The organism is Streptomyces sp. NBC_00078 (genome assembly GCF_026343335.1).
Lineage (GTDB): Bacteria > Actinomycetota > Actinomycetes > Streptomycetales > Streptomycetaceae > Streptomyces.
Window position 1 is genome coordinate 304219 of the sequence record NZ_JAPELX010000001.1, and the last position, 25923, is coordinate 330141.

The 25923-nt window shown below is 70.8% G+C and carries 21 protein-coding genes; 10 read left to right on the forward strand and 11 right to left on the reverse strand.

Translation table 11 applies throughout. The features are described 5' to 3' along the window. Nucleotides 1-144 precede the first annotated feature (144 nt). On the forward strand, nucleotides 145-351 hold the full coding sequence (locus OOK07_RS01420) for a hypothetical protein (protein WP_266676061.1): 207 nt from the start codon (nucleotides 145-147) through the stop codon (nucleotides 349-351). 36 nt (nucleotides 352-387) lie between these two features. Here the strand turns inward: OOK07_RS01420 and OOK07_RS01425 are convergent, their stop codons facing one another. Next, nucleotides 388-1515 carry a sulfite oxidase gene (locus tag OOK07_RS01425; RefSeq protein WP_266794715.1) on the reverse strand — a complete coding sequence of 376 codons (1128 nt, stop codon included), beginning with the start codon at nucleotides 1513-1515 and terminating at the stop codon, nucleotides 388-390. A 166-nt stretch (nucleotides 1516-1681) separates the two neighbouring features. On the opposite strand from OOK07_RS01425, the gene sthA reads away from it, so the two are divergent. Then, nucleotides 1682-3085 (forward strand): Si-specific NAD(P)(+) transhydrogenase, encoded by a 1404-nt coding sequence (gene sthA, locus OOK07_RS01430; protein ID WP_266676065.1) that lies wholly within the window; start codon nucleotides 1682-1684, stop codon nucleotides 3083-3085. 7 nt (nucleotides 3086-3092) lie between these two features. Here the strand turns inward: sthA and OOK07_RS01435 are convergent, their stop codons facing one another. Continuing rightward, nucleotides 3093-3560: a DUF5709 domain-containing protein gene (locus OOK07_RS01435; protein ID WP_266801866.1), complete on the reverse strand. Its 468-nt coding sequence runs from the start codon at nucleotides 3558-3560 to the stop codon at nucleotides 3093-3095. A gap of 350 nt (nucleotides 3561-3910) precedes the next feature. On the opposite strand from OOK07_RS01435, the gene OOK07_RS01440 reads away from it, so the two are divergent. Both OOK07_RS01440 and OOK07_RS01445 read left to right on the forward strand, forming a co-directional pair. Further along, complete coding sequence (locus OOK07_RS01440; protein ID WP_266676069.1) at nucleotides 3911-5383, forward strand: APC family permease; 1473 nt, start codon at nucleotides 3911-3913, stop codon at nucleotides 5381-5383. A gap of 11 nt (nucleotides 5384-5394) precedes the next feature. After that, nucleotides 5395-6354: a hypothetical protein gene (locus tag OOK07_RS01445; RefSeq protein ID WP_266794716.1), complete on the forward strand. Its 960-nt coding sequence runs from the start codon at nucleotides 5395-5397 to the stop codon at nucleotides 6352-6354. Between the two features lie 18 nt (nucleotides 6355-6372). Here OOK07_RS01445 and OOK07_RS01450 read toward each other — a convergent pair whose 3' ends face one another. Genes OOK07_RS01450 through OOK07_RS01460 form a run of 3 tightly spaced genes read right to left on the reverse strand, consistent with a single transcriptional unit; the run spans nucleotide 6373 to nucleotide 9902 of the window. Next, the gene (locus OOK07_RS01450; RefSeq protein WP_266794717.1) at nucleotides 6373-8715 is read right to left on the reverse strand and encodes a glycoside hydrolase family 65 protein; all 2343 of its coding nucleotides are present in this window, start codon (nucleotides 8713-8715) and stop codon (nucleotides 6373-6375) included. Further along, the gene (locus OOK07_RS01455) at nucleotides 8712-9452 is read right to left on the reverse strand and encodes an HAD family hydrolase (RefSeq protein WP_266794718.1); all 741 of its coding nucleotides are present in this window, start codon (nucleotides 9450-9452) and stop codon (nucleotides 8712-8714) included. The genes OOK07_RS01450 and OOK07_RS01455 overlap by 4 nt, the downstream gene beginning before the upstream one ends. Before the next feature lie 54 nt (nucleotides 9453-9506). Beyond that, nucleotides 9507-9902, reverse strand: a complete 396-nt coding sequence (locus OOK07_RS01460; protein ID WP_266676076.1) for a YybH family protein — start codon at nucleotides 9900-9902, stop codon at nucleotides 9507-9509. 98 nt (nucleotides 9903-10000) lie between these two features. On the opposite strand from OOK07_RS01460, the gene OOK07_RS01465 reads away from it, so the two are divergent. Continuing rightward, the gene (locus OOK07_RS01465; protein ID WP_266676078.1) at nucleotides 10001-10663 is read left to right on the forward strand and encodes a nucleoside/nucleotide kinase family protein; all 663 of its coding nucleotides are present in this window, start codon (nucleotides 10001-10003) and stop codon (nucleotides 10661-10663) included. Here the strand turns inward: OOK07_RS01465 and OOK07_RS01470 are convergent. The 6 genes from OOK07_RS01470 to OOK07_RS01495 all read right to left on the reverse strand — a co-directional run bounded on the left by OOK07_RS01470 (nucleotide 10653) and on the right by OOK07_RS01495 (nucleotide 18967). Next, entirely contained in the window at nucleotides 10653-12485 is a 1833-nt protein-coding gene (locus OOK07_RS01470) for a hypothetical protein (RefSeq protein ID WP_266801867.1), read from the reverse strand. The two genes, OOK07_RS01465 and OOK07_RS01470, sit on opposite strands and share 11 nt — an antisense overlap. Before the next feature lie 89 nt (nucleotides 12486-12574). Then, nucleotides 12575-14293, reverse strand: a complete 1719-nt coding sequence (locus tag OOK07_RS01475) for a hypothetical protein (RefSeq protein ID WP_266794719.1) — start codon at nucleotides 14291-14293, stop codon at nucleotides 12575-12577. A 2-nt stretch (nucleotides 14294-14295) separates the two neighbouring features. Continuing rightward, nucleotides 14296-15198, reverse strand: a complete 903-nt coding sequence (locus OOK07_RS01480) for a carbohydrate ABC transporter permease (protein WP_266794720.1) — start codon at nucleotides 15196-15198, stop codon at nucleotides 14296-14298. After that, nucleotides 15195-16106, reverse strand: a complete 912-nt coding sequence (locus OOK07_RS01485; protein ID WP_266528020.1) for a carbohydrate ABC transporter permease — start codon at nucleotides 16104-16106, stop codon at nucleotides 15195-15197. Before OOK07_RS01485 ends, OOK07_RS01480 begins: the two co-directional genes overlap by 4 nt. Nucleotides 16107-16223: 117 nt before the next feature. Further along, nucleotides 16224-17555 carry an extracellular solute-binding protein gene (locus tag OOK07_RS01490; RefSeq protein WP_266794721.1) on the reverse strand — a complete coding sequence of 444 codons (1332 nt, stop codon included), beginning with the start codon at nucleotides 17553-17555 and terminating at the stop codon, nucleotides 16224-16226. A gap of 275 nt (nucleotides 17556-17830) precedes the next feature. Beyond that, nucleotides 17831-18967, reverse strand: a complete 1137-nt coding sequence (locus OOK07_RS01495; protein WP_266676087.1) for an ROK family transcriptional regulator — start codon at nucleotides 18965-18967, stop codon at nucleotides 17831-17833. A gap of 295 nt (nucleotides 18968-19262) precedes the next feature. Between OOK07_RS01495 and OOK07_RS01500 the strand changes: the two genes are divergently transcribed. The 5 genes from OOK07_RS01500 to OOK07_RS01520 all read left to right on the forward strand — a co-directional run bounded on the left by OOK07_RS01500 (nucleotide 19263) and on the right by OOK07_RS01520 (nucleotide 25824). Continuing rightward, nucleotides 19263-20162, forward strand: a complete 900-nt coding sequence (locus tag OOK07_RS01500; protein ID WP_266794722.1) for an N-acetylglucosamine kinase — start codon at nucleotides 19263-19265, stop codon at nucleotides 20160-20162. A 201-nt stretch (nucleotides 20163-20363) separates the two neighbouring features. Continuing rightward, complete coding sequence (locus OOK07_RS01505) at nucleotides 20364-22298, forward strand: phosphatase PAP2 family protein (protein ID WP_266794723.1); 1935 nt, start codon at nucleotides 20364-20366, stop codon at nucleotides 22296-22298. Nucleotides 22299-22390: 92 nt separating this feature from the next. Then, entirely contained in the window at nucleotides 22391-24085 is a 1695-nt protein-coding gene (locus tag OOK07_RS01510) for an ArnT family glycosyltransferase (protein WP_266794724.1), read from the forward strand. Nucleotides 24086-24205: 120 nt separating this feature from the next. Beyond that, entirely contained in the window at nucleotides 24206-25129 is a 924-nt protein-coding gene (locus OOK07_RS01515) for a MurR/RpiR family transcriptional regulator (protein ID WP_266676095.1), read from the forward strand. 326 nt (nucleotides 25130-25455) lie between these two features. Further along, nucleotides 25456-25824, forward strand: a complete 369-nt coding sequence (locus OOK07_RS01520) for a hypothetical protein (protein ID WP_266676097.1) — start codon at nucleotides 25456-25458, stop codon at nucleotides 25822-25824. Nucleotides 25825-25923: the final 99 nt, after the last annotated feature.

A 25923-nucleotide genomic window follows, 5' to 3' on the forward strand; every position in this document is an offset into this window, starting at 1 on the left:
CGGGACGGTCGTTGTCTTTCATTACACGCCCGCCCACTCGCTCCGGCATCTCGGGGAGTCCCAGCCTCTTCGCCTCTTCCGGATGCACGCCGGGCTTGGGCGTTGAATGGTGATAGCAGAAGCGTTCGGACCCAAGGAGCACTCATGCCGACGTCACAGCCCGACGCGTCCGGGTCGTCCGAGGACAGCGTCACCCCGGACGACCTGCTCCACACCAGTACCGGCACCGATGTGTCGCCGGAGGACATCGTCCTTGCCACCGGCAGGGACATCACCCCGCGCAATCTCGAATGGGCCAGGCGCAAGCTGGAGACGGAGGGCTCCGCCGCCCTCGAGAAACTGCTGCCGTAACCGCCGCCTCACGACCGCCTGGAGACCGGTACCGGTTCAGTCCGCGTCGGGCTCCAGGCACAGCACCGGCACCCGCTGGACGAGGTTGACGGCGAAGCCACCGCGGTTCCAGGGCTGTTCCGTCGGCTGGCAGTGCCCCTCGGCGTCGGTGGCCCGCGCGCTCAGCACATGTTCGCCGGGAGTCGCCGTCCAGCCGAAGTGCCAGCGCCGCCAGGCCCACCGTCGCCCTGCGTCGGGCTCCAGTTCGGCCTCGTGCCAGGTGCGCCCCGCGTCGGTGCTCACCTCCACCCGCGCCAGTGGGGCCTGCCCCGACCAGGCGCGCCCCTCGACGGGTACCGGGCCCGGCCGCACCACGCGGGCCCGCGACATGAAGTCCGGGAATCCGGGCGGGACCAGCAGGGCGCGCGGCACGATCCGGGCGACCGGCTCGCCCTCCTCACCGGACTCCTGCCGCAGCCGGTAGGCCACGGTCTGCTGGAACCCCGTGAACGGCGCGTCCGTGACGGTGACTTCGCGCAGCCACTTCACGTGCGCCATGCCGTACCAGCCGGGCACCACCAGGCGCACCGGGTGGCCGTGTTGCGGAGGCAGCGGGCCGCCGTTCATCGCGTACGCCACCAGCACCTCGGGCTCGGTGCCCGTGGCCACGTCCACCGGCAGGGACCGCTGGTAGTCCTGCTCGACCCCGCGTTCCACTCCGTGGTCGGCGCCGGTGAACACCACGTCGACGGCGTCGGCCCCGACTCCGGCCTCGGCGAGCAGCAGCCGCAGCGGTACGCCCGTCCACTCGGCGGTGCCGACGGCCTCGACGAGCCAGGGCTGGCTGACCGGGCGGGGGGTGAGCAGAGCCCGGCCGTTGCCCGCGCATTCCAGCGTCACGCGCGTGGTGGCCTGGGGGAATGCCCGCAGATCCGCCAGGTCCAACTGCAGCGGGCGACGGACCAGGCCTCCGACGGTCAGCGGCCACGGGGTGTCGTCGGGGACGTACGGGATGTCGTAGTGCGTCAGTACGTAGTGCAGACCCGGCGGGGAGACGTCGTAGCGGAGCGCCTCGAGCGGCAGGCCGTGGTTGCGGGTGGCCAGCGCCAGTTCGTCCCGGCCGATGCCCTCGTCGGGTGCGGCAAGCCGGGCGGGTGCGCTCGTGTCACCGAGTCGATGGCCCATGACCGCATTATCCCCCCGGAAGGGCGGATGGAGCAGTCGAAAGGGGCAGGTATCCGGTCACGGGACACAACTGCCGGTTGGTCAAGGGGAGTTCCGCCGGATCATTGTGCGGCCGTTGCCCGTTCACTCTTTCGAAGAGAGGCCTGCGGCTGACAGACTCCGGAGGGTGCCCGACTTCGACATGCTTGTCATCGGATCCGGCCCCGGCGGCCAGAAGGCCGCGATAGCCGCGGCCAAGCTCGGCCGCCGGGTCGCCATCGTCGACCGCCCCGACATGGTCGGCGGGGTCTCCATCCACACCGGCACCATCCCCTCCAAGACCCTGCGCGAGGCGGTGCTGTACCTGACCGGTCTCACCCAGCGCGATCTGTACGGGCAGAGTTACCGGCTGAAGGAGGACATCACCGTCGCCGACCTGACCGCGCGCACCGAGCACGTGGTCAGCCGGGAGGTGGACGTCATCCGCAGCCAGCTCTCCCGCAACCACGTCTCCCTCCACGCCGGCACGGGAAGCTTCGTCGACCCGCACACCGTCTCGCTGCGCGAGGTCACCGGTCACGAACGGCTGCTCAGCGCGGACCACATCGTCATCGCGACCGGCACCCGCCCGGCACGGCCGGACAGCGTCGAGTTCGACGGCCGTACGATCATGGACTCCGACAACGTCCTCGCCCTCGAACGCGTCCCGCGCTCCATGGTCATCGTCGGGGCCGGTGTGATCGGCATGGAGTACGCGTCGATGTTCGCCGCGCTCGGCAGCAAGGTGACCGTCGTCGAGAAACGGGCCGGGATGCTCGACATGTGCGACATCGAGATCATCGAGTCGCTCAAGTACCACCTTCGGGACCTCGCCGTGACGTTCCGTTTCGGGGAGACCGTCGCCGCCGTCGAGCGCCATCCGCGGGGCACGCTGACCGTCCTGGAGAGCGGCAAGAAGATACCGGCCGACGCCGTGATGTACTCGGCGGGCCGGCAGGGTCTGACCGCCGAACTCGATCTCGGCAAGGCCGGTTTGACCGCGGACCGGCGTGGCCGGATCGCCGTCGACGAGCACTACCGCACCGAGGTGCCGCACATCTACGCCGTCGGTGACGTCATCGGCTTCCCGGCGCTCGCCGCCACTTCCATGGAACAGGGCCGGTCCGCGGCCTACCACGCCTGCGGTGAGCCGGTCGGGCAGATGCACAACCTGCAGCCCATCGGCATCTACACCATCCCGGAGATCAGCTTCGTCGGCCGCACCGAGGACCAGCTCACCGAGGACAGCGTGCCCTTCGAGGTCGGCATCTCCCGCTACCGAGAACTCGCGCGCGGCCAGATCGTCGGCGACTCCCACGGCATGCTGAAGCTGCTGGTCTCCCCGGAGGACCGCAGGCTGCTCGGCGTGCACTGCTTCGGCTCGGGCGCAACGGAGTTGATCCACATCGGGCAGACCGTGATGGGCTGCGGCGGCACCGTCGACTACCTGGTCAACGCGGTGTTCAACTACCCGACGCTGGCGGAGTCCTACAAGGTCGCCGCCCTGGACGCCACGAACAAACTTCGGCAGATCGACCACATCGGAGACTGAACAGCCGTCAGCGGTCCGGCACTTCGGTGTCGTCCTCGACGACATGGACGGCGGCCTCCTCGGCGCCTGCGGCCCCGCCGTCGATGCCCACGTCGGTGGCGACCGTCGTGTCGGGGTGCGCTCCCTCGCCCGAGGCGACCAGGCGGCCCGCGCGCCGCGAACCGGCCTGGAGGTCGACGGGTTCGCCCTCTCCCCCGGGAAGGTCGCCGGCCTCGTCGCGCGCGGGGGCGGTCACGTCGGGAACCTCCTCGGCGAGCCGTTCGTCGAGGGTCTCGCCGGCCTGCTGCTCGGCGGCCGTCGTGCCGTACTTGGTCACGCCGAGCGGCTTTTCCGGTGGGGAGTAGCCCTCGTCCAGCGTGTCGTCGTAGGTGCGTTCGTCGACCGCGTCCTGCAGATCGAGCGGCGCCGCGTCTGCCTGTTCCTCGTTGGTTCCGGTGGGCTGGTAGGCGTCGTCGGCCATTGGCTCGGACTCCATGCGTTCGCTGTCCACTGATGCCTCCCTCGCGCGTTGCGGCGGGTCGTTTCCTTACGGTGTCCCGGTCCGCGTTTCCCGTTGCGCGCGGTCCAACCCCGGTAGTCCCGGGCGGCCCGGGAGGTTACTTCCCGGTCAATCTTGAAAGCTCAAAGGGTGGGGCTATCATCACTCGCACACACGCTGTGACCGCCCGGCAACGCACCGGCCGTGCGGGATCCTTCACGTCTTTCTCCGCCCCCGACCCGAGGCCAACCCTCTTTCGTCCGGGACGGGTTCGTCACCCCCCCACCTCCCCTCGTCGTCGGGGCAAGGCCGCCCTCACGTCGTGCACGACGGAAAGCAGCGCAACCATGAGCAACATCAGGGGCAGAGGGCTGCAGGCCAATGTCCTCGGTACCTTCGACACCGTGGTGATGGCCGTCGCGGGCAGCGCCCCGGCCTATTCCATCGCCGCCACCACGGCCGTCCTGGTCGGCGCGGTGGGCATGGCGAGCCCGGCCGCACTGCTGTACTGCGCGATACCCATGCTGGGTATCGCGCTGGCGTTCAGCTACCTCAGCCGCATCGATGTGAACGCGGGCGCCAGCTACTCCTGGGTGGGACGCACGCTCCATCCCTTTCTCGGGTTCATCAGCGGCTGGGCACTGGTGATCTCGGCGACGATCTTCATGGTGGCCGGCTCGCTGCCCGCCGGTTCGATGACCCTCGCCCTGTTCGACGACAGCCTCGCCGACAACACCGCGCTCTCCACGGTGGTCGGCGCGGCCTGGTTCGTCGTCATGCTGCTCGTCGTGCTGGGCGGCGCCCGTCTCACCGTACGGGCGCAGCTCCTCATGTCCGGCGTCGAGCTCACGATCCTCGCGCTGTTCGCCGTGCTCGCCCTGTTCCACACGGGCAACCCCGGCACGTTCGACTGGTCCTGGCTCGGCTTCAGCCACTTCCACGGGACGGCGGGCTTCGCGTCGGGCGCGCTGGTCGCCGCGTTCTACTACTGGGGCTGGGACGTCACGAGCAACCTCAGCGAGGAGACCCGCAACAGCCGCCGTACGACGGGACTCGCGGGGCTGATCGGGGTGGGCATCGTCTTCCTGCTGTTCGAGGTGTTCACCATCGCGGTGAACGTCATCCTGACCTCGAAGCAGATCGAGGAGAACGACGCGAACGTGCTGGGCGTGCTCGGTGAGGAGATCTGGCCGGGCTGGGGCGGCAAGCTGCTCATCGTGGCGGTGATGCTGTCGACCATCGCCACGCTGGAGACCACCCTCATCCAGGTCACGCGCTGCCTGTTCGCGATGGGCCGCGACCGTACGATGCCCGCCGCGCTCGGCCGGGTGCACCGCAGGTGGAACACCCCGTGGGTGGCCATCGCCGTGGTCGGCGGGGTGGCACTGGCGATGTTCATCGCCTCCAACGCCCTGGGCTCGGTGGGCGACATCCTCTCCGAGGCGATCTCGGCGATCGGCCTGCAGATCGCCGTGTACTACGGCCTCGCGGGCCTCGCGGTGGTCGTGGCTTACCGCAAGATGCTGCTGAAGTCGCCGGCCAACTTCCTGCTCGGCGGGCTGTGGCCGCTGTTCGGCGCCTTGTTCATGTTCTGGATCTTCGTCGAGTCACTGGGCGAGCTCGACACCGCGGCGATCACGATCGGCATCGGCGGACTCGCCGTCGGCCTGGTCCCGATGCTCTGGTACTGGAAACAGGGCAGCGACTACTACCGGCCGGCCCGGCTGGACGCCACCCGCACCGTCGAGACGGAGTACAACCCCGACGGCGGCACGGCCACGAACTCCCGTGTCCACGAGGGTCTCTCCACCGACTTCTGAGGGAGACCCCGATGGCGAGAGACCGATTCGTTCCCGACTTCGACCAGGACTGCGGGGACACAGCCCTCACCGACACCTGCCACGACATCGTCATCGGCCGCTGGCAGGGCCTGAGGGACCTGCTGCGGATCACCGGCCCCGACTGGCTCGCCCGCGGCCACCGGGTGCGGCTGCTCGCGCAGGCCTGCACGAGCAGTTCGACGGCGGAGACATGGCTGGCGGCCGAGCCCCGAAACGGCGACGCGCTGGTGCTGCGGGCAGCGACGGAGACGGCCCGGGCGTTCAACCTGGCCATCGCCGCGGGCCGGGGCGTGCCGATCGCCCAGTACCGCATCGACACCGCGGTGACGGCGTGCCTGCAGGCCGCGGAGGCCTGTCCGGACGACCCGACGCCGTGGATCTCACTGATCTCGGTGGCCCGGCTGTACGCCGCCGGGGTGCGGCGGCAGGAACTGGCGCGCTGGTGGGACGAGTTGCACCAGCGCGACCCGTACAGCGTGGAGGGTCATCTTCAGGTCCTGCACTACTACTCGGCCCGCTGGCACGGCACGCACGGTCTCATGTACGACTTCGCCCGCGACGCGGCCGGCGTGGCACCCTCGGGCTGCGCCCTGCCGGTGCTCGTGCAGTACGCGCGGGTGGAGGAGTACCGGTACGCCCTCGACTCGGCGAAGGGCAGCCAGTCGGCCGTGGGGCTGGGGCAGCACTGGAACAACGACGGGGCCGTCAGTGACGTCCGCAGAACCTGGCAGCGCTGGATCATGGGCCGTACGGACAGCGGCATCGCGCCCGGTGAGCTGCGCGACCTCAACTATCTGACGCATGCGGCCTGCAACGCGGGCGACAAGGAGGAGGCCGCGGCCCTGCTGCGGATGCTGGGCCCTCGTGCGACCCGGACTCCCTGGTCGTACACGGGAGATCCGGAGCAGCAGTTCGTGAAGTGGCGCAAGGAGCTGAAGCTGCGCGGCTGAGGGGCGGCGGGGCCCCGCTCAGCGGGGGCCCGGGCTGCGGTGCGGTGGCTGTCCGGGAGCAGGGCCGGCCGGTGGCCGCGGTACGGCGCGGACGACGGGATCGTCGCCCTGCACCGTCAGCGGGTCTCCGTGGTGGTGGATCGTCAGGGGCGGCCCGGTCAGCAGGGTGTACGAGGCCTTGTCCGGGCCGATCTCCACCCGCAGCCGACGGCCGAACAACTGGAGGGTGAAGGCGAGGCGGCTGAACTTCTCGGGCAGGCGCGGGGCGAAGCACAGGGTCTCGCCGTCGCGGCGCAGGCCGCCGAACCCGGCGACCAGGGCCATCCAGGTGCCGGCCAGCGACGCGATGTGCAGCCCGTCGCGGGTGTTGTGCTCCAGGTCCGCCAGATCCATCAGAGCGGCCTCGGCCGTGTAGTCGTAGGCGAGGCGCAGATGGCCCGCCTGGGCGGCGATGACGGCCTGGACGCACGCCGACAGCGAGGAGTCCCGTACGGTCAGGGCCTCGTAGTAGGCGAAGTTGCGGGCGACGTGCTCCTCGTCGAAGTGACTGCCGCACGTGTACATCGCCAGCACCAGGTCGGCCTGTTTGATGACCTGTTTGCGGTAGAGGTCGAAGTACGGGTAGTGCAGCATCAGCGGGTACCGGTCGGGGCCGGTGGCGGCGAAGTCCCAGCGCTGGTAGCGGGTGAAGCCGGCGTGCTGCTCGTGCACGCCGAGTTCGCTGTTGTACGGGATGTGCATCGCCTCGGCGGCGTCCCGCCAGACCGCGCTCTCCTCGTCGTCGACACCCATGGATGCCGCCAGATCAGGATGGCGCTCGCAGGCATCGGCGGCGGCCAGCAGGTTCACGCGGGCCATGAGGTTGGTGTACGTGTTGTCGTCCGCGATCGCGCTGTACTCGTCCGGGCCGGTGACGCCGTCGATGTGGAAGGCGCCCTGGTGGTCGTGGTGACCGAGCGAGCGCCACAGGCGGGCCGTCTCCACCAGGAGCTCGACGCCGGCCTCGCGCTCGAACTGCTCGTCTCCGGTGGCCGCCGTGTAGCGCGCCACGGCGTGGGCGACGGCGGCGTTCACATGGAAGGCCGCGGTGCCGGCCGGCCAGTACGCCGAGCCTTCCGATCCCTCGATGGTGCGCCAGGGGAACGCGGCGCCGCTCAGGCCGAGTTGGGCGGCGCGTTCCCGGGCGGCGGGCAGGGTGCTGTGCCGCCAGCGCAGCGCCTCGGCCACGGCATTGGGAGCGGTGTAGGTGAGCAGGGGCAGGACGAAGGTCTCGGTGTCCCAGAAGGCGTGACCGTCGTAACCGGAACCGGTCAGGCCCTTGGCGGGGATCGCGCGCTGCTCGGCGCGGGCGCCGGCCTGCAGTACGTGGAAGAGCGCGAAGCGGACGGCCTGCTGGATCTCCTCGTCGCCGTCGACCTCGACGTCCGCACGCGCCCAGAAGTCGTCGAGGTAGGCCCGCTGGTCCTCCAGGAGGCCGTCCCAGCCGCTGTGGCCGGCCGCCGCCAGCGCCGCCTCCACCTGGTCGCTCATCGCGGGCCGCGAGCGGACGGCGGACCAGCCGTGGGCGACCAGTTTCTCCACGCGCAGACGCTCGCCCGGTTCCAGCACCGAGGTGATCGTGAGCCGGGCCACGTCCACGTTGCTCTCGCTGCTGGTCGTGGTCCGGGCCGGGCCGGTGACGTTGTGGTCGGCGGCCACCGCCACGCGCAGGCCGCTGCGACGCGTGCGGTGCACCAGGCGCAGCCGATGACCGACGGCGATGTCCTCCTCGGCCTCCAGCGGCGATTTCAGTGCCTGGGCCGCGCGCGGGTCGCCGTTCGGCCCGGGCAGGCTCTCGTTGGCGACCAGCTCCGACTGGATCACCACACGGCAACGGCTGCCGACGGCCTCCACCTCGTAGGCGATGGCGGCGACGGCCCGCTGGGTGAGCGAGACCAGGCGGGTGGAGCGCACCCGGACGGTGGACCCGGCGGGCGAGGTCCACTCACAGGTCCGTTCCAGTACGCCGCGCCGCAGGTCGAGAACCCTCTCGTGGGAGACGAGACGGCCGTAGCGCAGGTCGAAGGGCTCGTCGTCGACCAGCAGCCGCAGCACCTTGCCGTTGGTGACGTTGATGACCGTCTGGCCGGACTCCGGATACCCGTATCCGGCCTCCGCGTAGGGCAGCGGATGCACCTCGTGCACTCCGCTGAGGTAGGACCCGGGCAAGCCGTGCGGTTCGCCCTCGTCGAGGTTGCCGCGCCAGCCGACGTGGCCGTTGGAGAGCGCGAAGACCGACTCGCTCTGCGCGAGGACGTCCAGATCGAGGCGCGTCTCACGCACGGTCCACGGTTCGACGGTGTAGGACCGGTGGGTGATCATGCGTTGCCTTCCAGTTCGGCGAGGTCCTTGACGACCCGGTCCGCGCCGTGTGCGTACAGGGCGTCGGTCTGTCCCACGCGGTCGACGCCGACGACGTATCCGAAGTGGCCGGAGCGGCCGGCGTCCATGCCGGCAAGGGCGTCCTCGAAGACGGCGGCCCGCGACGGCTCGACCCCGAGGTCGCGGGCGGCCGCGAGGAAGGTGTCGGGGTGCGGCTTGCCGGGCAGCCCGCGTTCGGCGGCCACCACGCCGTCGACGCGTACGTCGAAGAGGTGCTCCGCCTTGATCGAGCGCAGTACGTCACGGGTGTTGGCGCTGGAGGAGACGATCGCGGTGCGCAGGCCGTGCGCGCGCACGGCCTCGATGTAGCGCAGGGTGCCGTCGTACGCCTCGACGCCCTCGGTGCGGATCTTCTCCAGGACCAGGGCGTTCTTGCGGTTGCCGATGCCGTTCACCGTCGGTGCGTCGGGTGGGTCGTCCGGCTTGCCTTCGGGCAGTTCGATGTCCCGGGAGGCGAGGAAGGTACGGACACCGTCGGCGCGCGGCCGTCCGTCGACGTACTCGTCGTAGTCGGCACCCGAGTCGAAGGGCCTGAAGCCGTCTCCCTCGCGCTCCCGCAGGAACGCGTCGAAGGTCTCCTTCCATGCGGCCGCGTGCACGACGGCCGTGCGGGTCACGACCCCGTCGAGGTCGAAGAGGCAGGCCTGGATGTTTTCGGGGAGCCCGAGCTGCGTCATACCCGTTCGGTTCCCCACGCGGGCGCATCCACATCGTGGCGCACGCCACATGGGTCAGTCGTGCGGGAACGAGTGGTGCTCGTGGGCGACCAGCCAGCGCTCCCGTTCCTTGCGCAGCCCGAGTGTCAGCCGCAGGCGCAGGGTCGGGCGTTCGGCCAGTTCCTCCGGGGTGCCGCAGCGCAGCAGCGCGTGCGCGTAGGCGACGTCGGCACCGGCGGTGACGTCGAGGGTCTCGATGTCGAAGCAGGCGCCCTGGGCCTGCCACTCGAAGAACGGCGGCCAGGTCGCGCGGTAGGCGGCGAGACCGTGGATGCCCTCGTGCGGCGGCGGGACGTCGTACATCACGATGTCCTCGGCGTGGCCGGCGAGGACGCCGTCGAGGTCACCGCGATGGACGGCCTCGGCCCACTTCTCGATCAGTGTGCGGATCTGTGCTGCGTCGTCGGGCACGGCACCGGCTCCTTTCCGTGGTGTTGTCCCCTGTACTGGGACGACTCCCCGGCCCGCCCGGATTCATTGTCTGCCGGCCGGGTGACACACTTCGCTGTGTGCCGCTGACCTTCGACGACCTGCTGACCCGTGCCCGCGCCCTCGTCGGGGACGGCCGCCGCGCGGTCCTCGGTATCGCCGGCAGTCCCGGGGCGGGCAAGACCACGCTCGCCGAGAACCTGGTGCGGGAGCTGAACGGGTCCGGTGGGCCGTGGGTCGCGCACGTCCCCCTGGACGGTTTCCATCTCGCCGACGCCGAGCTGGAGCGGCTCGGCCGCCGGGACCGCAAGGGGGCGCCCGACACCTTCGACGCGGCCGGGTACGCGGCACTGCTGCGGCGCCTGCGCGAGAACGACGGGCAGGGGGCCGGCGACGTGGTGTACGCCCCTGGGTTCGAGCGGGTGCTGGAGCAGCCGATCGCGGGCGCCGTGCCGGTGCCGCCGACGGCGCGGCTGGTGGTGACGGAGGGCAACTACCTCCTGCTCGACACGGGCCTGTGGCCGCGGGTCCGCAGCTGTCTCGACGAGGTGTGGTTCTGCGAGCTGGACGAGCAGGAGCGCCTGCGCCGGCTGATCGCCCGGCACGAGGAGTTCGGCAAGGGGCACGAGGAGGCGGTGGAGTGGGTGCTGCGCAGTGACCAGCGCAATGCCGAGCTGGTCGCCGCAAGCCGGGAGCGGGCGGACCTGGTGGTGCCGTTCTGCGAACTCGCCCTCACCCGCTGACCGGGCACAGCGTCAGCCCCGGTTCCCCTCGCTCGTCGTCGGCGCCGATCACCGCGGTGAAGGCGTCCGTTCGTACGGTGAGCCCCGCATCGGTCCGTTCCACGGATACCGTCGGCGAATACTGGGAGCCGTAGCGCACGGCGAACACGTGCAGGTCGTCCGGCGTGCCCGGGACCGGGCCCGCCTCCAGGGCCGTGGAGCTCACCAGGTTCCGCCAGCCCTCGTCGGGGTTGCCGTAGCCACGCGGGTCTGCGGCGAGCGCGAACGCCGACTGTTCCTGCGTGAGTTCGGCACGGGCGTCGAAGTGCTCCGTGCCCTGCGCCGTCGGATGGGTCAGACGCAGCCCGCCCGCCGACGCCACCGCACCCTCGGCGGTCCGGCGCACCCTGTCGCCGTCATCGGCCGCGTAGGGCAGCCCGGCGAGCAGATACGCCTCCGGGGCCAGGCGTTCCACGACGACCGTCGTCCACAGGACGGTTCCGTCGGTGACGTACAGGGACCGCACATGCCGCAGGACGTGGTCGCGGCCGACGACCGGCTTGGTCACCAGTTTCGCCACGAGCCCGTCGGCGCTCAGGTCCCGTACCCGGACCTCGCCCATGGGCCGGCAGAACACGAACCCGTCCAGCACGGGGCCGAAGCCGTGCTGCCGGTTCACGGCGGCCGGCAGATAGTAGGTGCCCGCCGCCTCGACCAGTGACGGAGTCATCCGGTCGTCGAAGGCCACCGAAACGGTGCCCGCCCTGAGCTGGTGTCGTGCGGGCGCGGCCGACGGCGTGCGATGCCAGCGGGTGGGGTCCTGGATCTGCCAGACCAGCATCCAGGCGAAGTGGCCGTCGACCCCTCCGTCGGGCTTGGCCGCGTGCCGCCCCCAGCGGGTGTCGCCCCGGTAGCGGCCCAGGTCGGAGCCGATTCGGTGGCTGAAGTAGCGCAGGCCGAGGACCGACTCGAAGCCGGAGTGCTGCTCGCTGTAGCGGGGGCCGCCGTTGTCGAAGCCGCCGCCCGTGAGGCGGGCGTCGATGTAGCGGGCGAGCGCGTCGCCGTCCTCGGCGAAGATCTCCTCGCCGCTGACGCGGTGGGCCTGGGCCAGGAAGGAGAGCGAGATCGGGCCGTAGTTGTTGTCGTAGGCGCCGCCGTGCTCGGGAGGCAGCAGGGCGCCCCTGTCGCGCACTCGGTGGGCGCGGATCTCGTCGGCGTAGAGGCCCATCGCCCGGGTGCGGACCGCCTCCCCCTCCTCGGCCGGCAGATGGCGCGCCAGCATGAGACCGCCGACCACGCAGCCGATGGCCTGGTTGCCGGCTTCCTGCGGGTTGAAGAAGGCCGCCTCGGTGAGCCAGCGCCAGTAGCCCCGTGCCACGTCGAGGAGTTCGGCGCGCCGGCCGGCGTCGACCAGGCCGTGCGGGGCGTCGAGGATGTTGACCGCCTGGAGCAGCGCCCACACCGTGCTCGGCCAGTCGCCGATGGGGTGGGCGCCCGCCTCCAGGACGTAACGGGCGTACGGGAAGCCCGAGTTGCGGATCCGCAGGTTCGGGTAGCCGGGGTTGTCCTCGACGTAGACCCGCTCGCGCAGGTGGAACGCGAGGCTGCGGTGCACCGCCTCCGGCAGGCGCGGGTCCCCGGTGCGCTGCAGGGCGAGCACCAGCAGGGAGGTCATGCCGAGGGAGGTGTCGCCGATGTCGTCGACGCAGTCGGGGTGTTCGAGGCTGCCCTCCGGCGTGATGCGCCGCAGGGCCTGCTCGACGACATCGGCGAGGACGGTGTCGTACGCCTCCGGGCTGTCCGGCAGGTCGTGCAGCGGGCCGCGCTGGTGCGGGAGGTGCACGGGAGGGTGCGGGAGGTACACGGGAAGGTGCGGGAGGTGCACGGGGTTCAGCCCTTCATGCCTGAGCGGCCATGGCGCGGGTGCCGGGGTCACACGACAGGTGCGGTCCGGTGGGCACGCAGCGCGACGGTCAGTGTGTGCGGGCCCAGTCCGCCGACGTAGACACGGTTCCCGGTCGTCGCATCGGTGCCGCCCACCACGGTGTACTCCTCACCCGGGTCGTATCGCAGTACGTCGCTCCGGTCCGGCCCGGCCAGTGGTTCCCCGGCCTCGACACCGGCCTCGACCCGGATCTCGTCCGCACCCGCCCGGTATGTCATCGGTCCGCTCGTCAGGCACCAGCGGGCGTCGCCGATCGGTACGGCGCCGTCCGGCACGCCGCCCGGCCGGAAGGTCAGTTCGAGGGCCCAGGGCACCCGTGGTCCGCTGATGTCGATCCGCAGGTCGGCACCGTCGTCCCGGAGGTCCACGTCGATGCGGACCGTCTGTGAGACCTCGTCCCGAGGCCGGTCCGGGAAGGCCATCGCGGCCGAGAAGCGTCCCTCGTCCGTCATCCGGTAGGCGCCGTCGTCTCGGCGCCGGTCATGCGGGAGCGGCTGGTAGTAGGCGGCCGTGAGGGTGTCGGTGAGCCGGTAGCGGCTGTCGGCGAGCCGTTGCATGCCGGCGGCGCGGAACGGGCCCATGTCGAAGAATCCCCGCGACAGCCGGACCGCGTCGAGTACGGCGTCGCCGGCGAACAGGCGCAGGAAGGTGGGATTGCAGGCGAGGCCCGAGCGGATGCGCCGGTGCCCGGGCACGTCGGAGCCGCCGTACACCACCGTGTGCGCGGTGGTGGAGGCCCGTGCGGCGAGGCGCGCGGTGGTGAGGTAGCGGTCGCGCGGAAGTGTCCGCGCGACCGGTTCCGGCAGCACGCGGCACAGGTCCGGGGTGAGGAGGGTCTCGGCGAGCAGGTCGGGGTCGTCGATGCCTCCGGCGGCCGCCAGCCGCGCCGCCCTGCTGAAGTCGCCGCGGCCGGTCCGGATCGCGAGCAGCCGGTAGTGCGGCAGGTAGGGCGCCAGCGGGAACGGGTGGTACTGGTCCTGCCGCCGCGAGTGGACGGTCTCCACCGTGCCGTCCGGCCTGATGAGGTCCAGGGTGGCGGCGAGATTGCGCTCGACGGCGTCCAGCAGGTCGGTGCGGCCGAGGATGCCCGCCAGCAGCAGCAGCGAGGGGTTGGACACGTGGGCCGCGTAGTTGGCGCTCCGTTCCGAGTACAGGCCTTCCGTGTCGATGTCGACGCCCTCGGCGAGCCACTCCTCGACGCGGGCGAGCAGCCGGTCGTCGGGGAACGACCGGTGCAGCCGGGCCAGCGCCGCGCACAGCTCCCAGCGGTGGTTCGGGGTGTGCACCCCGCCGGTCAGGAGACCGTCCGTGGCGGCGCCGGCGATCTCGGCGAGCGCGGCCGTGACATCGCGCAGCTCCGGCCCCGCGTCCGCGGCGAGAACGTGCGCGTCGCACACGTCGTTGACGGTGAACGCGGAGTCCGGCGGCGACTGCACGTTGTCGCCGCCGGCGAAGAGGCCGGTGGCGGTCTGCGCGGACCGCAGGGCACGGAGGTGGGTCATCGTGGCGGCGACGGCCTGCCTGCTGCCGTGCAGTGCCGAGTCCGGGCAACGGTATGCCGCGATCAGAGTCTTCACCCGGCGTGCCAGGGCGCGGTGGGTCACACCGGCGGGTTCGTCGTCGGGGCAGGCCGTCAGCGGGGCGGCCTGCCGGTCGGCGGCGCGGGCCACGGCGCGGACGAACTCGTGGTCGAGCGGGGTGGGCACGGTCAGTCCTTCAGTCCGGCATTGATGTCGGCGTTCATGACGTAGCGCTGGAAGACCAGGAAGATGACGATCAGAGGGATCATGGAGATGACCGATGCGCCGAGCAGTACCGACCAGTTGATGTTCTGCGCGCCGACGATGCTCTGGATGCCGATCTGCACGGTGAACTTGTTGGGGTCGTTGAGCATCAGAAGCGGCCAGATGTAGTCGTTCCACCGCCACTGGAAGGACAGGATGGCGAGGGTCAGCATGATGGGCCGGGACAGCGGCACCATGATCCGCAGGAAGATCGACAGTTCACGGGCGCCGTCGATGCGTGCGGCCTCCACGAGTTCGTCGGGAACCGTCAGGAAGAACTGGCGGAACATGAAGCATCCGGTCGCGGTGAGCACGGCCGGGAGGATGATGCCGGTGAACGAGTTGTAGAGGCCGAGGTTGCGGACCACCAGGAACTCCGGGGCCAGCATGACCTCGCCCGGCAGCATCGTGGTGGCCAGGATGCAGAGGAAGAACGCCTTGAGCCACTTGTTGTCGTACTTGGCAAGGGCGTACCCGGTGCAGCAGCTGACTCCCACGGTGAGGATCGTCGTGATCACGCACACGATGGTCGTGTTGATGAAGTACTGGGAGAAGTTGGCACTGCGCCACGCCTGGAAGTAACCCGACAGGGTGGGGTTGTGCGGAACCAGTGTCAACGGATAGGAGAACAGGTCCCCGGCCGGCTTGAAGGAGCTGAGGATGAACCACAGCACCGGCAACCCGTACAGGCAGGCCAGGAACCACAGCAGTGTCGTCGCGGACACCGCACGCCGGGCCCCGCCGCCGCCCGCGCTGCGGGGCCGCTTCCTGGAACCGGCCCGTCCGGCACCGGCGTCGACCTTGCGGGGCATGTCTGTGGTTGTCATCGGTTCTCCACCCGCCGGTTGACGATCAGTTGGATGATCGCGACGGCCATCAGGATGAGCATGAGCACGAATGACGCGGCGCTCGCGTAGCCGATCTGGCCCCGTTGGAAGCCGGTCTGGTAGATGTACTGGACAAGCAGGTTGTTCGACGTTCCGGGTCCGCCGTTGTTGAGGGCGACGAACACCGGGTATTCCTTCATCGCGTTGATCGTGTTGAGCAGGATGACGATGAACGAGGTGGGTGCGATGCTCGGCAGCGTGATGCTGATGAACTGGCGCCATGGTCCGGCGCCGTCGAGCGAGGCCGCCTCGTAGTACGACACCGGTACGTTCTTGATCGCCGCGATGAACAGCAGCATCGTGAAACCCGTCCACATCCAGGACGCCGCCATCACCACCACCAGCAGCGACAGGTCCGCGTCCGACTGCCACGGAACGGCGCTTCCGCCGAGCTTCTCGATGACGTAGTTGACCAGTCCGAAGTTCTCACCGAACAGCCACCGCCACAGGACACCCACGACGATGGGCGACAGAAGCCACGGGATGAAGAAGATGACGCGCGCGACCGATGTGCCCTTGGCGTGCTTGCTCACCACCAGGTTGGCTGCGAGCAGCGAGAGCGCGAAGTTCAGCGGTACGAAGAGCACGGCGTACAGCAGCGTCCGGGTCAGCGCGTCGTAGAACGTGGAGTCCCCGAACAGGTTGTGGTAGTTGTCCAGTCCGATGAACTGGAACGCCCCTACACCCGTGTAGTTCGTGAACGAGTAGACGAGCCCGATCACCGCGGGCCAGACGAAGAACAGCGCGAAGAGCACGACATTGGCCGCGATGAGGACGAGCGGCGCGATGGTGTAGCTGTTGCGTCTGCTGGGCGGGCTCGCGGACACGTCCGAGGCGCGTTTTTTCATCTTCCTGACTCCGTGCTGGTGGAAGGGATTCCTGTGGGCTCACGCCATGAGCCCGGCATCACATGCGCACCCGAGGGCCGGGCGGCGGTGTCTCGACCCGCCGCCCGGCCCTGAGGCCTACGATCCGCCGCCGACCTGCTGGTTGTAGCCGGCCACGATGTTCTCCAGAGCCTTGTCGGACGACTGCTGGCCGTTGACCGCCTTGCCGAGTTCCGTCTTGGTCGGGTCGGTGGTGAGGCTCTTGCCCTTCAGCACCCAGTCCGTCTGTGCGCCGTTGAAGTAGCCCGAGATCGGGGCGTAGAGCGGGATCTCCTCGTTGTACAGCTTGAACGCCGCCTGCGCCGCCTCGGACTTGAAGGGGTACTTCGGGTTCAGACCGCTCTCGACGGGCAGGAACCCGGACGTCTCACACAGCTCGCGGTAGTGGTCCGGCTCGTACAGCCAGGACATGAACTTCTTGGTGGCGGTGGCCGCAGCACCGTTGTTGTTGAACCCCACCATCATTCCGCCGCTGTTGACGTCGCTGGCCTGGACCGGCTCGGCGGGAGTCGGGACGCTGGCCCATTCGAACTTCTTGACGCTCTCCGCGAAGGCGGGAACCTGCCACACACCGGACCAGTAGGCGACCACGTCACCGCTCTGGAACATGGCCGACGGGTCGGCGCCGCTGGTCCACACGGACTTCGGCATGGTCTTGTCGTCGTTCAGTCCGACGAAGTACTTCACGGCCTTCTTGGTCGCCGCGTCCACCGAGAACTTGCCGGAGGAGTCCGCGTGGACGTACTTGCCGCCCATCTCGTAGACCATGGCGCGCAGCCGGGACGGCGACTGGTCGAAGGTCAGGGAGTACTTGGCGCCGGTCTTCTCCCGGACCTTGTCCGCCGCCTTGATGAAGTCGGTCCAGGTCCAGGTCTTCTGGGGCGAGGTCGGGAAGGAGACCCCGGCCTTCTTGAACAGCGACTTGTTGATGAACAGGCCGGACGCGGTGACGTCCGAGGGGATGGACAGCACCTTCCCGGACGAGTCCTTGGCGAGGAAGTTGGCGTTGATGTTGTTGCTCTTGGTGTTGGCGATGGAGCTGAGGTCGATCAGCTTGTTCGACCAGATCGGGTCCAGCGACGGCACGGCCGCCACGTCGGGCAGGGAGTTCGCCTGCGCGGCGTTGTGCAGCTTCGTCGTGTAGCCGTCGTAGGGGATGTTGACGAGGTGGACGGTGACGCCGGCTTCCTTCTTGTACTGCGCCGCCAGCTTCTTCCAGCCCGCGTCCTGCCCCGGAACCGTGGAAATCCAGAACGTCAGCGACTTGGAGGTTCCGCCCGAGCCGGATCCCGACCCACCGCAGGCGGAGAGCAGAAGGGCACCTGCCGCGGCCACGGCAGCGAGGGGAACCACGCGGCGCATGCCGCCGCGGCCGAGTCGGCTGGAGCGCCGCACACCCACACTGGTCATCTTCGATCCCTTTTCGTCGTAGCGGAGGAAGCACGGGGCCGGCCTAGGCGGCACGGGTGCATTTTGAAGGGGGCTTCGCTTTCCGGGGGCACGGCCTCGCCCGGCCGTGTCGCCTTGACGGGTGGAGTCCCCGGCCATGACGGCCGACGTCGCACAAGCACGCCCTCGTGCGGCTTGCCGTACTTCGCGTACGGGCGGGATGCTCACCCGGAGTCGGCGTCCCGGCCGACTTAGAAAGCGCTTGTCCGGACATTGGCAGACCGAGTCCGAGGTCGTCAATCCTTCGCATGCGCGGCCTCGGTCACGGTTTGGACTCCTCGGGCGACCGCGAGCCGGGCGGCGCCCACGACGGTACCGAGATCGCCGAGTGTGCTGCTGACCACCTCGGTGGGCCAGCTCAGGCGTTCCAGTTCGGCCCGCACACCCGGCAGGAGCTGCGGATACGCGCCGGTGCTGCCACCCAGCACGATCAGCCCGGGGTCCAGCACGGCGGTGACGGCGGCGGCGAGCCGGCCCACGTCGGCGGCGTGCCGGCCCACGACCGTCCGCGCCGTGGGGCGGCCCTCGTCCGCGAGGGCGAAGAGGTGCTCGGTGCTGGTGGGGCACGGCCCGTCGGCGTCCTGCCAGGCCGTCGCCGCCCGCCGCAGCAGGGAGCGGGCCCCGACGTGCTCCTCCAGCGCCTCGTGGCGCGGCTCCAGGCCGTCGTCCCAGGGGTAGGGCAGCCGGGCCACCTCACCGGCGGCGCCGTTGGCCCCGCGCAGCACCTGGCCGCCGATGACGACGCCGAGACCGATACCGACGCCGATACGCAGGTAGCCGAAGGTGCGGCGGCCCCGGGCCGCGCCCTCGTGCAGCTCGGCGAGTGCGGCGCAGTTGACGTTGTTCTCGAGGCGGATGGGCACGCCCGGGGGCAGCGCGACGGCCACCGCATCGAAGACCGGGCCCGCCTTGGCGGTAGCGGGACGCACCCCGGTGCCCTCCCGGGTGACGTCACCGACGGCGACCACGATGGTGCGCAGCGGGGCGTCGGCGGGCAGCGCGCCGAGGGCCTCCCGGACGGCGTCGGCGGCCTCCGCCCGCGTGCCGGTGGCCTCGGCCAGCAGGCTGCCGTCCAGGGCGCAGCCACGGACCCGGGTGACGGCCGGGCCTAGGTCGACGGCGAGCACGGCTCCGGCGGCCGGCCCCAGGCGGTAGACGGCGGCGTTGCGGCCGGTGCCGCTGGATGTGGTGCCGGAGTGGGCCGCGAGGCGGGCGCTCTCCAGCTCTGCGACGGCGGACGACACCGTCGGTTTGGACAGGCCCGCCAGGCTCGCGAGCTGCGGCCGGGTCGCGCTGCCCGCCTGGGCCAGCACGGCGAAGACCGCGCCGGCGCTCTCGGTCAGGCGCGGGGCCTGCACCACGTCGTATTCCACAGTTCTCCCACAGGTCGCGGGCCGCTCCCGGGGGCGGGTCGTCTTCGGGATGCGGCGATGGGATGTCCGGTGTCGGGCATGCCCGCCAGGAGTCCGACGGCGGTCCGGGCGGCCGGGTGCGCGACACCTCTTGACGCACTCTACTTCGTTAGTTAACTTCCTAACGAACTTCACGGTACTCGCCTGCCGTGTCCGTCAGAAGCCCGTCCCGGGGCTTCAATGGTTCCCCAACTCCCCTATGCCCAGGTACGGTTCGCCCGCCGTCGCAGCCCAGCGCAACGACGAAAGAGGTTCCGTGCACGACTTCCCCCCTCTCGTGGCCGGCATCGACGTGGGTGGCACCAAGACACATCTGCGGGCCTACGCCGGTACGGAGCCCGTCGCCGACCATGTGCGGACGAGCAGTGGCTGGCGGCCCCACGACCCCGTGGCGGCCGCGGCCTGGCTTGCCGCCCTGGTCGCCGAGGCGCTGCCGACGGGCGCACGCCCCACCGCCGTCGCCGTGGGCGGCCACGCCTGCGAGACGCCGCGCCAGTGCGCCCAGATACGTACCGCTCTCCAACTGCACTTCGACGCGCCCGCGCTGGTCGTCGGCGACGCCGAACTGCTCGTGCCCGCCGCGGGCCTGGACAAGGGGGTCGGCCTGGTCGCCGGAACCGGATCCGTCGCGGTGGGCCGGCTCGCGGACGGCAGTCCCGTCCAGGTCGGTGGCTGGGGCGCGGTACTCGGCGACGAGGGCGGCGCTGCGGGTCTGGTGCGCGAGGCCGCGCGGGCAGCGTGGGCGGCGCACGACCGCGGGGAAGAACCCTGCGAACTGGCCCAGGCCCTCCTCGCGTCCTTCGGTGTCCTTGAAGTACCCGCGCTCGGGGCGGCCCTGGAGAGCGCCACGGACGTGTCCGCGGAGTGGGGGCGGCACGCACCGGTGGTGTTCGCCGCCGCCGAGGCGGGCTCGCCGCTGGCCCGCGCCGTGATCGCCGAGGCCGGCCGTTCGCTGGCGGCGCTGGTGGAACGGATCGCGGCCCGCGGCGTCGCGGTGGACGACGTGGTGGTCGCGGGCAGCACCGTCCTCGCGCAGCCGTCGCTGTACGACGCGTTCGCCTCCGCGCTCGCCGCAGCCGTGCCCGGAGCGCGGCCTCAGCCGCTGCGCGCGGCACCGGTGGAGGGTGCGGTGGCACTGGCCCGCTCGATCCTGTGAACGGATCGGCCCACGTTCACCCACACGACACGTCCCCGCCTCCGGACCATCGCCGACGGGTCAGGACCCGGCCGTAGATCTTCGCTCAAAGCTTCACGGGACTCACCGGATTCGCACACCCCACGTGTCCCGCGGACCACTTCTGTTCGCACGATCTTCCTTCCGGCCGCAGGGCCGCAGAAACTCAGGAGAGGCATACGCATGCCGTCATCAGCCGGGCACCGCTCCCCCTCGTCGACCGGTCGGCCCGCCGTCGGCCGAAGGGGATTCCTCAAGACCTCGCTCGGCGCCTCGGCCGGTGTGCTGGCCGCGCCCACCTTCGCGTCGTGGCTGTCGGCCGCCGACGCCAAGGCGGCGACCGCGCCGCTCGCGTTCGTCGACGACTACAGGACGAACCTCCCGGCGAACCGGACGCCGGAGACCAACGCGGTCGTACGGGCCCTCGGCGGCTTCGCCCAGATCTGGAAGACCGGCGGCGCCTGGAACACCGGCGCCCCGCTGCGGCCCGAGATCCTGCGGGCCAACATGCGGTACTGCATCGAGGTCACCACCCGGCGCACCCCGGCCCAGGCGAAGCTGGCGTTCCTCTACGACCGCCAGCACCAGAGCTACGCGGCCTCCGGCGGCCTCGGCCCGCTCACGGACCTGTACCGGACGGGCGCCAAGGCAGTCACCTCGATCACCAGCGCGCCCGACGGCACCCCGGCGACCACCATCGACGACGCCGTTCCTGCCGATGCCCCGGCCGGCTCCGAGCTGGGCGCAGGCTCCCACGACTCCGAGCTGGGCAAGGTGGCCGAACTGGTCGACACGCTGCGCGGCAACTGGGCTTCGGGCAATCCCTCCAAGTACGCCTACCTCTATCCGCGCCCCTGGCGGATGAACGAGGACAGCCAGGTCGTCGACACCGGCAGGACGGACGCGCTCGGCTTCCCTGTGTACGACTCGAAGGTTGTCGTCGCCCCGCAGCTGCTGCGTCAGCGCAGCACCTCGCCGGCGGACGACGGCGGCTTCCCCAGCGGCCACACCAACGCCTTCCACCTGGCCTCCCTGGCCTACGCGTACGCCGTGCCCGAGCGCTTCCAGGAACTCGTCACACGCGCCCTGGAGCTCAGCGACACGCGCATCCTGGCGGGCATGCACTCCACCGTCGACGTCATCGGCGGCCGGATCATGGCGACGGCCCTCGCGGCCGCCACCCTCGCGGACCCCGCCAACGCCGGCCTCAAGGCGGCGGCGCGCGCCCAGGCCCTCGCCTACTTCACGGCGCGCACCGGGACGGACGCCGACACCCTGTACGCCTACGCCCACTCGGCCGGCCCCCGCACCGACCCGTACGCGGACCGGCACGCCAACGCCCGCGCCGTCGGGCACCGCCTGACGTACGTGCTGACGCGGCACGGCCACAGCAAGCCGCTGACCGTGCCGAAGGGCGCCGAGGTGCTGCTGGAGACGCGGCTGCCGTACCTGGACGCGGCGCAGCGGCGCGAGGTGCTGCGCACGACCGCGCTGCCCTCCGGCTATGTGCTGCTGGACGGCTTCGAGCAGTGGGGCCGGCTCAACCTGTTCGCCGCGGCGGACGGCTACGGCGCCTTCCACTGCGACGTGACCGTGACCCTGGACGCGGCGGCGGGCGGCTTCGGCGCGGCGGACAGCTGGCGCAACGACATCGACGGCGACGGCGGGCTGACCAAGAAGGGCAGCGGCTCCCTCACCCTGACCGGCCACAACAAGTACACCGGCGGAACGGTGGTGAAGGACGGCACCCTCGTCGCCGCCTCGTCCCACGCACTGGGCCACGGAGATGTGCGGGTGTCCGGCGGGACGCTGCAGGTGCCGCAGCCCGTGCAGGTGCACGGCGCGTACGTGCAGGAGACCTCCGCGCTGGAGCTGACGCTGCGCTCGGGTCACGAACCCGCGCTCAAGGTGACCCGGCGCGTCCTGCTGGGAAGCGGCAGCGTGCTGTCGCTGCAGCTCGACGAGCACAAGGCGCCGGCCGCGGGCAGCACGGTGCGCGTCCTGTCGGCTCCGCACCTGCGCGGCCGGTTCGACCGCGTCGAACTGAACTCCGACCGGCTGCGGGCCGTACCCGTCTACACGACGGAAGGTCTGTCGGTACGACTCCTGAAGCGGTGACGCCCGGGGGCGGGAGCTGATGCGAAAGTGGGACCCATGAGACGGGCCCGGATCACTCCCGCCCACGCGCGGCCGGTGTCACGGCGGGGCGGATGATGGCGCACGAACAGCACTCGGTCCTCGATCTGGGCACACGCGACGACGCGGAACACCCCCCGCCGCGGGCGACGGCCGCCGGAAAGCCGCCCCGGCCGGGCCGGCGGTGGCTGGTGCCGCTGCTGGTGGCCGTGCTGCTCGGCCAGATGGCGGCGGCGATGGTCACGACCGCCGTGCAGCAGACGCCGACGATCGACGAGCCCATCTACGTCGCCACGGCCGCCGACTACCTGCACGAGCACCGGGTGCGGCTCAACCCCGAGCACCCGCCGCTCGGCAAGCTGGTCGTGGCGGCCGGGGTGGCGATCGCCGGCCCGCACCTCGACACCTCGTACAAGGGCGATCAGAGCCGGTCCGGCCGGCATCTGCTGTACGAGTCCGGCAACGATCCGTGGCGGCTGATGTTCTGGGCCCGCCTGCCGATGATCGTGCTGACCCTGCTGTTCGGGCTCGTGGTGTTCGCCTTCGCGCGTGAACTGGCGGGCGCCGCGGCCGGGTTGGCGGCTCTGGCCCTGTACGCCTTCTCCCCCGACGTCATCGCGCAGGGCTCACTGGCCACGCTCGACGTGCCCGCGGCCGGTTTCGTGCTGACGGCGGCGTGGCTGCTGTGGCGAGCTCGCCGGCGGCCCCGGCTGTACGTCCCGTGGGCCGGCGTGGCACTGGGAGCGGGCCTGGCCACGAAGATGAACGTGCTAGCGGTGGTTCCGGTGCTGCCGGCGCTGGCCGCCTGGTCGGTGTGGCGGGCGGGCTCCGGGGACCGGCGAAGGACCCTGGTGCGGGCTGCGACGGCGGCGTTCGTCGTCGCCGCGGCAGCCGTCGCCGTCGTATGGGCCTCGTATCTGGCGGTCGACCCGCGGCTGCGCTGGTCGCCGGGGCAGCAGGTGCCCACCGTGCACGGCCTGAAGGGGCTGTTCGTGCGACTGCTGCCGTTCCCTGAGGCGTACCGGGACGGCATGCGCATCCAGTTCGGGCTGGAGAACCATCCGTGGCAGGGCTTCCTGTTCGGGCATCTGTACACCGGGTCCCGCTGGTACTACCTGCCGGCCGCGCTGCTGGTGAAGACACCGCTGGGCATGCTCGCACTGTGGGCGGCCGGTGCCGTCGTGCTGGTAGCCGTACGGCGGCTGCGGCCCGCCGCGCCGTACGTGCTTGTGCCCGCCGGTGTGCTGCTGGCCGCCGCCATGACCGGGGCCCGGGACTTCGGTACCCGGTACGCCGTCTTCGTGCCGATGTTCCTGGCGGTGGCCGCGGGTTGTGTGCTCGCCGTGCGGTGGCGGTGGGCATCGCTCGCGACGGGGGCGCTGGTGCTGTTCGTCGCCGTCAGCTCTCTGCGGACGTTCCCCTGCTATCTGCCGTACTCCAACGAGGCGTTCGGCGGTCCCGCCAAGACCCATCTGCGGTTGCACGATTCCAACGTGGACTGGGGCCAGGACCTGGGCCGGCTCGCCGACCGGTTGCACGAGCGCTACGGGGGTCAGCGGATCTGGCTGGTGTACAAGGGCAGCGGTGTGCCCTCGTACTACGGCATCGAGGCGTCCGACCCGCGGAAGGTGCCCCCTCGTCAGGTGCGCGGGCTGCTGGTCGTGTCGGACTCGGCCGTGGCCAAGGCGCAGGGCCGGCTGGCGGCATTGATCGACAGCAGTCGCCCGATCGACGAGGTCGGTCACTCGATCACGATCTATCGCCGGTGACGCCCGCCGGCAAGCAGCTTGAGTACGCGTCCGGCGGGCCCGGATACGGCCGTACAAGCCCTGGTCACAACGGTGTGTGGGCTATGTTGAAGCACTGTGGGAGACAAAGGAGGCACACCGGTGCCATCGCCGCAGCAGGCACGCGCACAGGCATCCGCGATCACCTCGGGCAAGACGGCTCCGGAGGTGGAGGCCGCCCCGGCGTCCCAGCTCAGGACTCTCTTCGACCGGCCCCGGCTCTCCCCCGGGCAGCGGCGCATCGCCCAGTATCTGATCGAGCACATCACCGAAGCGGCGTTCCTCTCGATCACCGACCTCGCGGATCGCGTGGGCGTGAGCCAGCCGTCCGTGACCCGTTTCGCCGCGGCGGTCGGCTTCAGCGGCTACCCGGCGCTGCGCGAGAAGCTCCAGTCGATCGCCCTCGGCACGCTGGCCGGCGGCCCCGCCGCCACCGAGGAGAACGGCAGCAACGAGCTGCAGGCGGCGATCGACGCCGAGATCGAGAACCTGGAGAACCTACGGCGCGACTTCGCCGACCCCGACCAGCTGATCGCCATCGGGCGCCGGCTGGCGGCGTCCACCCCCCTCACCGTCCTCGGGCTGCGTATCTCCGGCTCGCTCGCCGAGTACTTCGCGTACGCGGCGCGGCGCATCCACCCGGACGTGCGGCTGGTGACGCGGGGCGGCAGCGTCGCCTACGACGCGCTGCTGCAGTCGCGCGAGGCGGGCGGCATCTGGGTGCTGGCGTTCTCCATGCCGCGGCACGCCCATGAGACCCTCACGGCCGTACGGGTCGCGCGCGGCGCCGGGTTGAAGGTTGCCCTGGTCACGGATCTGGCACTGGGGTCGGTGGCCGACGAGGCGGACGTCGTCTTCGCCACCGGTACCGGTTCCCGCCTGGTCTTCGACTCCTACGCGGCGCCCGGCGTGATCGCCGCCGCGCTGCTGCAGGCCATGACCGACGCGGACCCCGAGCGCACGCAGGCCCGGCTCGAGGAGTACGAGCAGATCTCCGACCAGCACCACTTCTTCCTGCGCGACTGACGGTCCCCGTCCGCGGGGCAACACTCCTCCCCCGCCCGCACCCGGCCCTCCCCGCGGTCATGCGGCATCACAAAGGGACCTTTCGCAACATTTCGCGCATGAATGTTTTCATGCGTCTTGAAAAGCGGACGGCATATATAAATACTGCTCACGCGTCACCCCGGACACCCGAAGCCGCCGTCTCCTACCCGCGTCGGCGCCCAAAGTGTCCGGTCGGGCCTCGTTTCCGTGCGAGCGCCCTTGGCGGCCCCGGTCATCCCCTGGACCGGGGCCGCCCGACCTCGTCGGACCAACCCTCCCGACGCCGCACACCGGAAGCGACGATCATGCAACTGACGACCACGCGCATCAGCCCGGACTGGCCGTGCCAGGTCAAGACGCCCGGTTCCTACGACTGGGAGCGCTCGGCGGCCAGGTGGCTGCGCGAGCTGGTGCCCGCGCGCTACGCCAGCTATCCGGCCCTGATCCGCCACCCCGTGCTCCTCGCCCGCCATGCGCAGATACAGGTCCAGCACGAGATCCGGGTCGCGCGCACCGCCCTGCAGACCGCGCGCGCGGATCTACCGGCGCTGGGCCTGCACGAGTCGGTCATCGAGCACACGATCAAGCTCTACGCGGCAGAGGTGCTGCAGCTCCAGCACATCGCGCGCAGCGTCCGTGCGGTCACCCAGGCCCTGGTCGACTCCGGCCGCTGACGGCATCCCGTCCTCGCGTCACTCCTCGAACTCCCGCTCCCAGCCGGTGCCGGTATACCCGGCCCCACCCTGCGGTCGGCTCCGGGGCAGTAGTGGCCG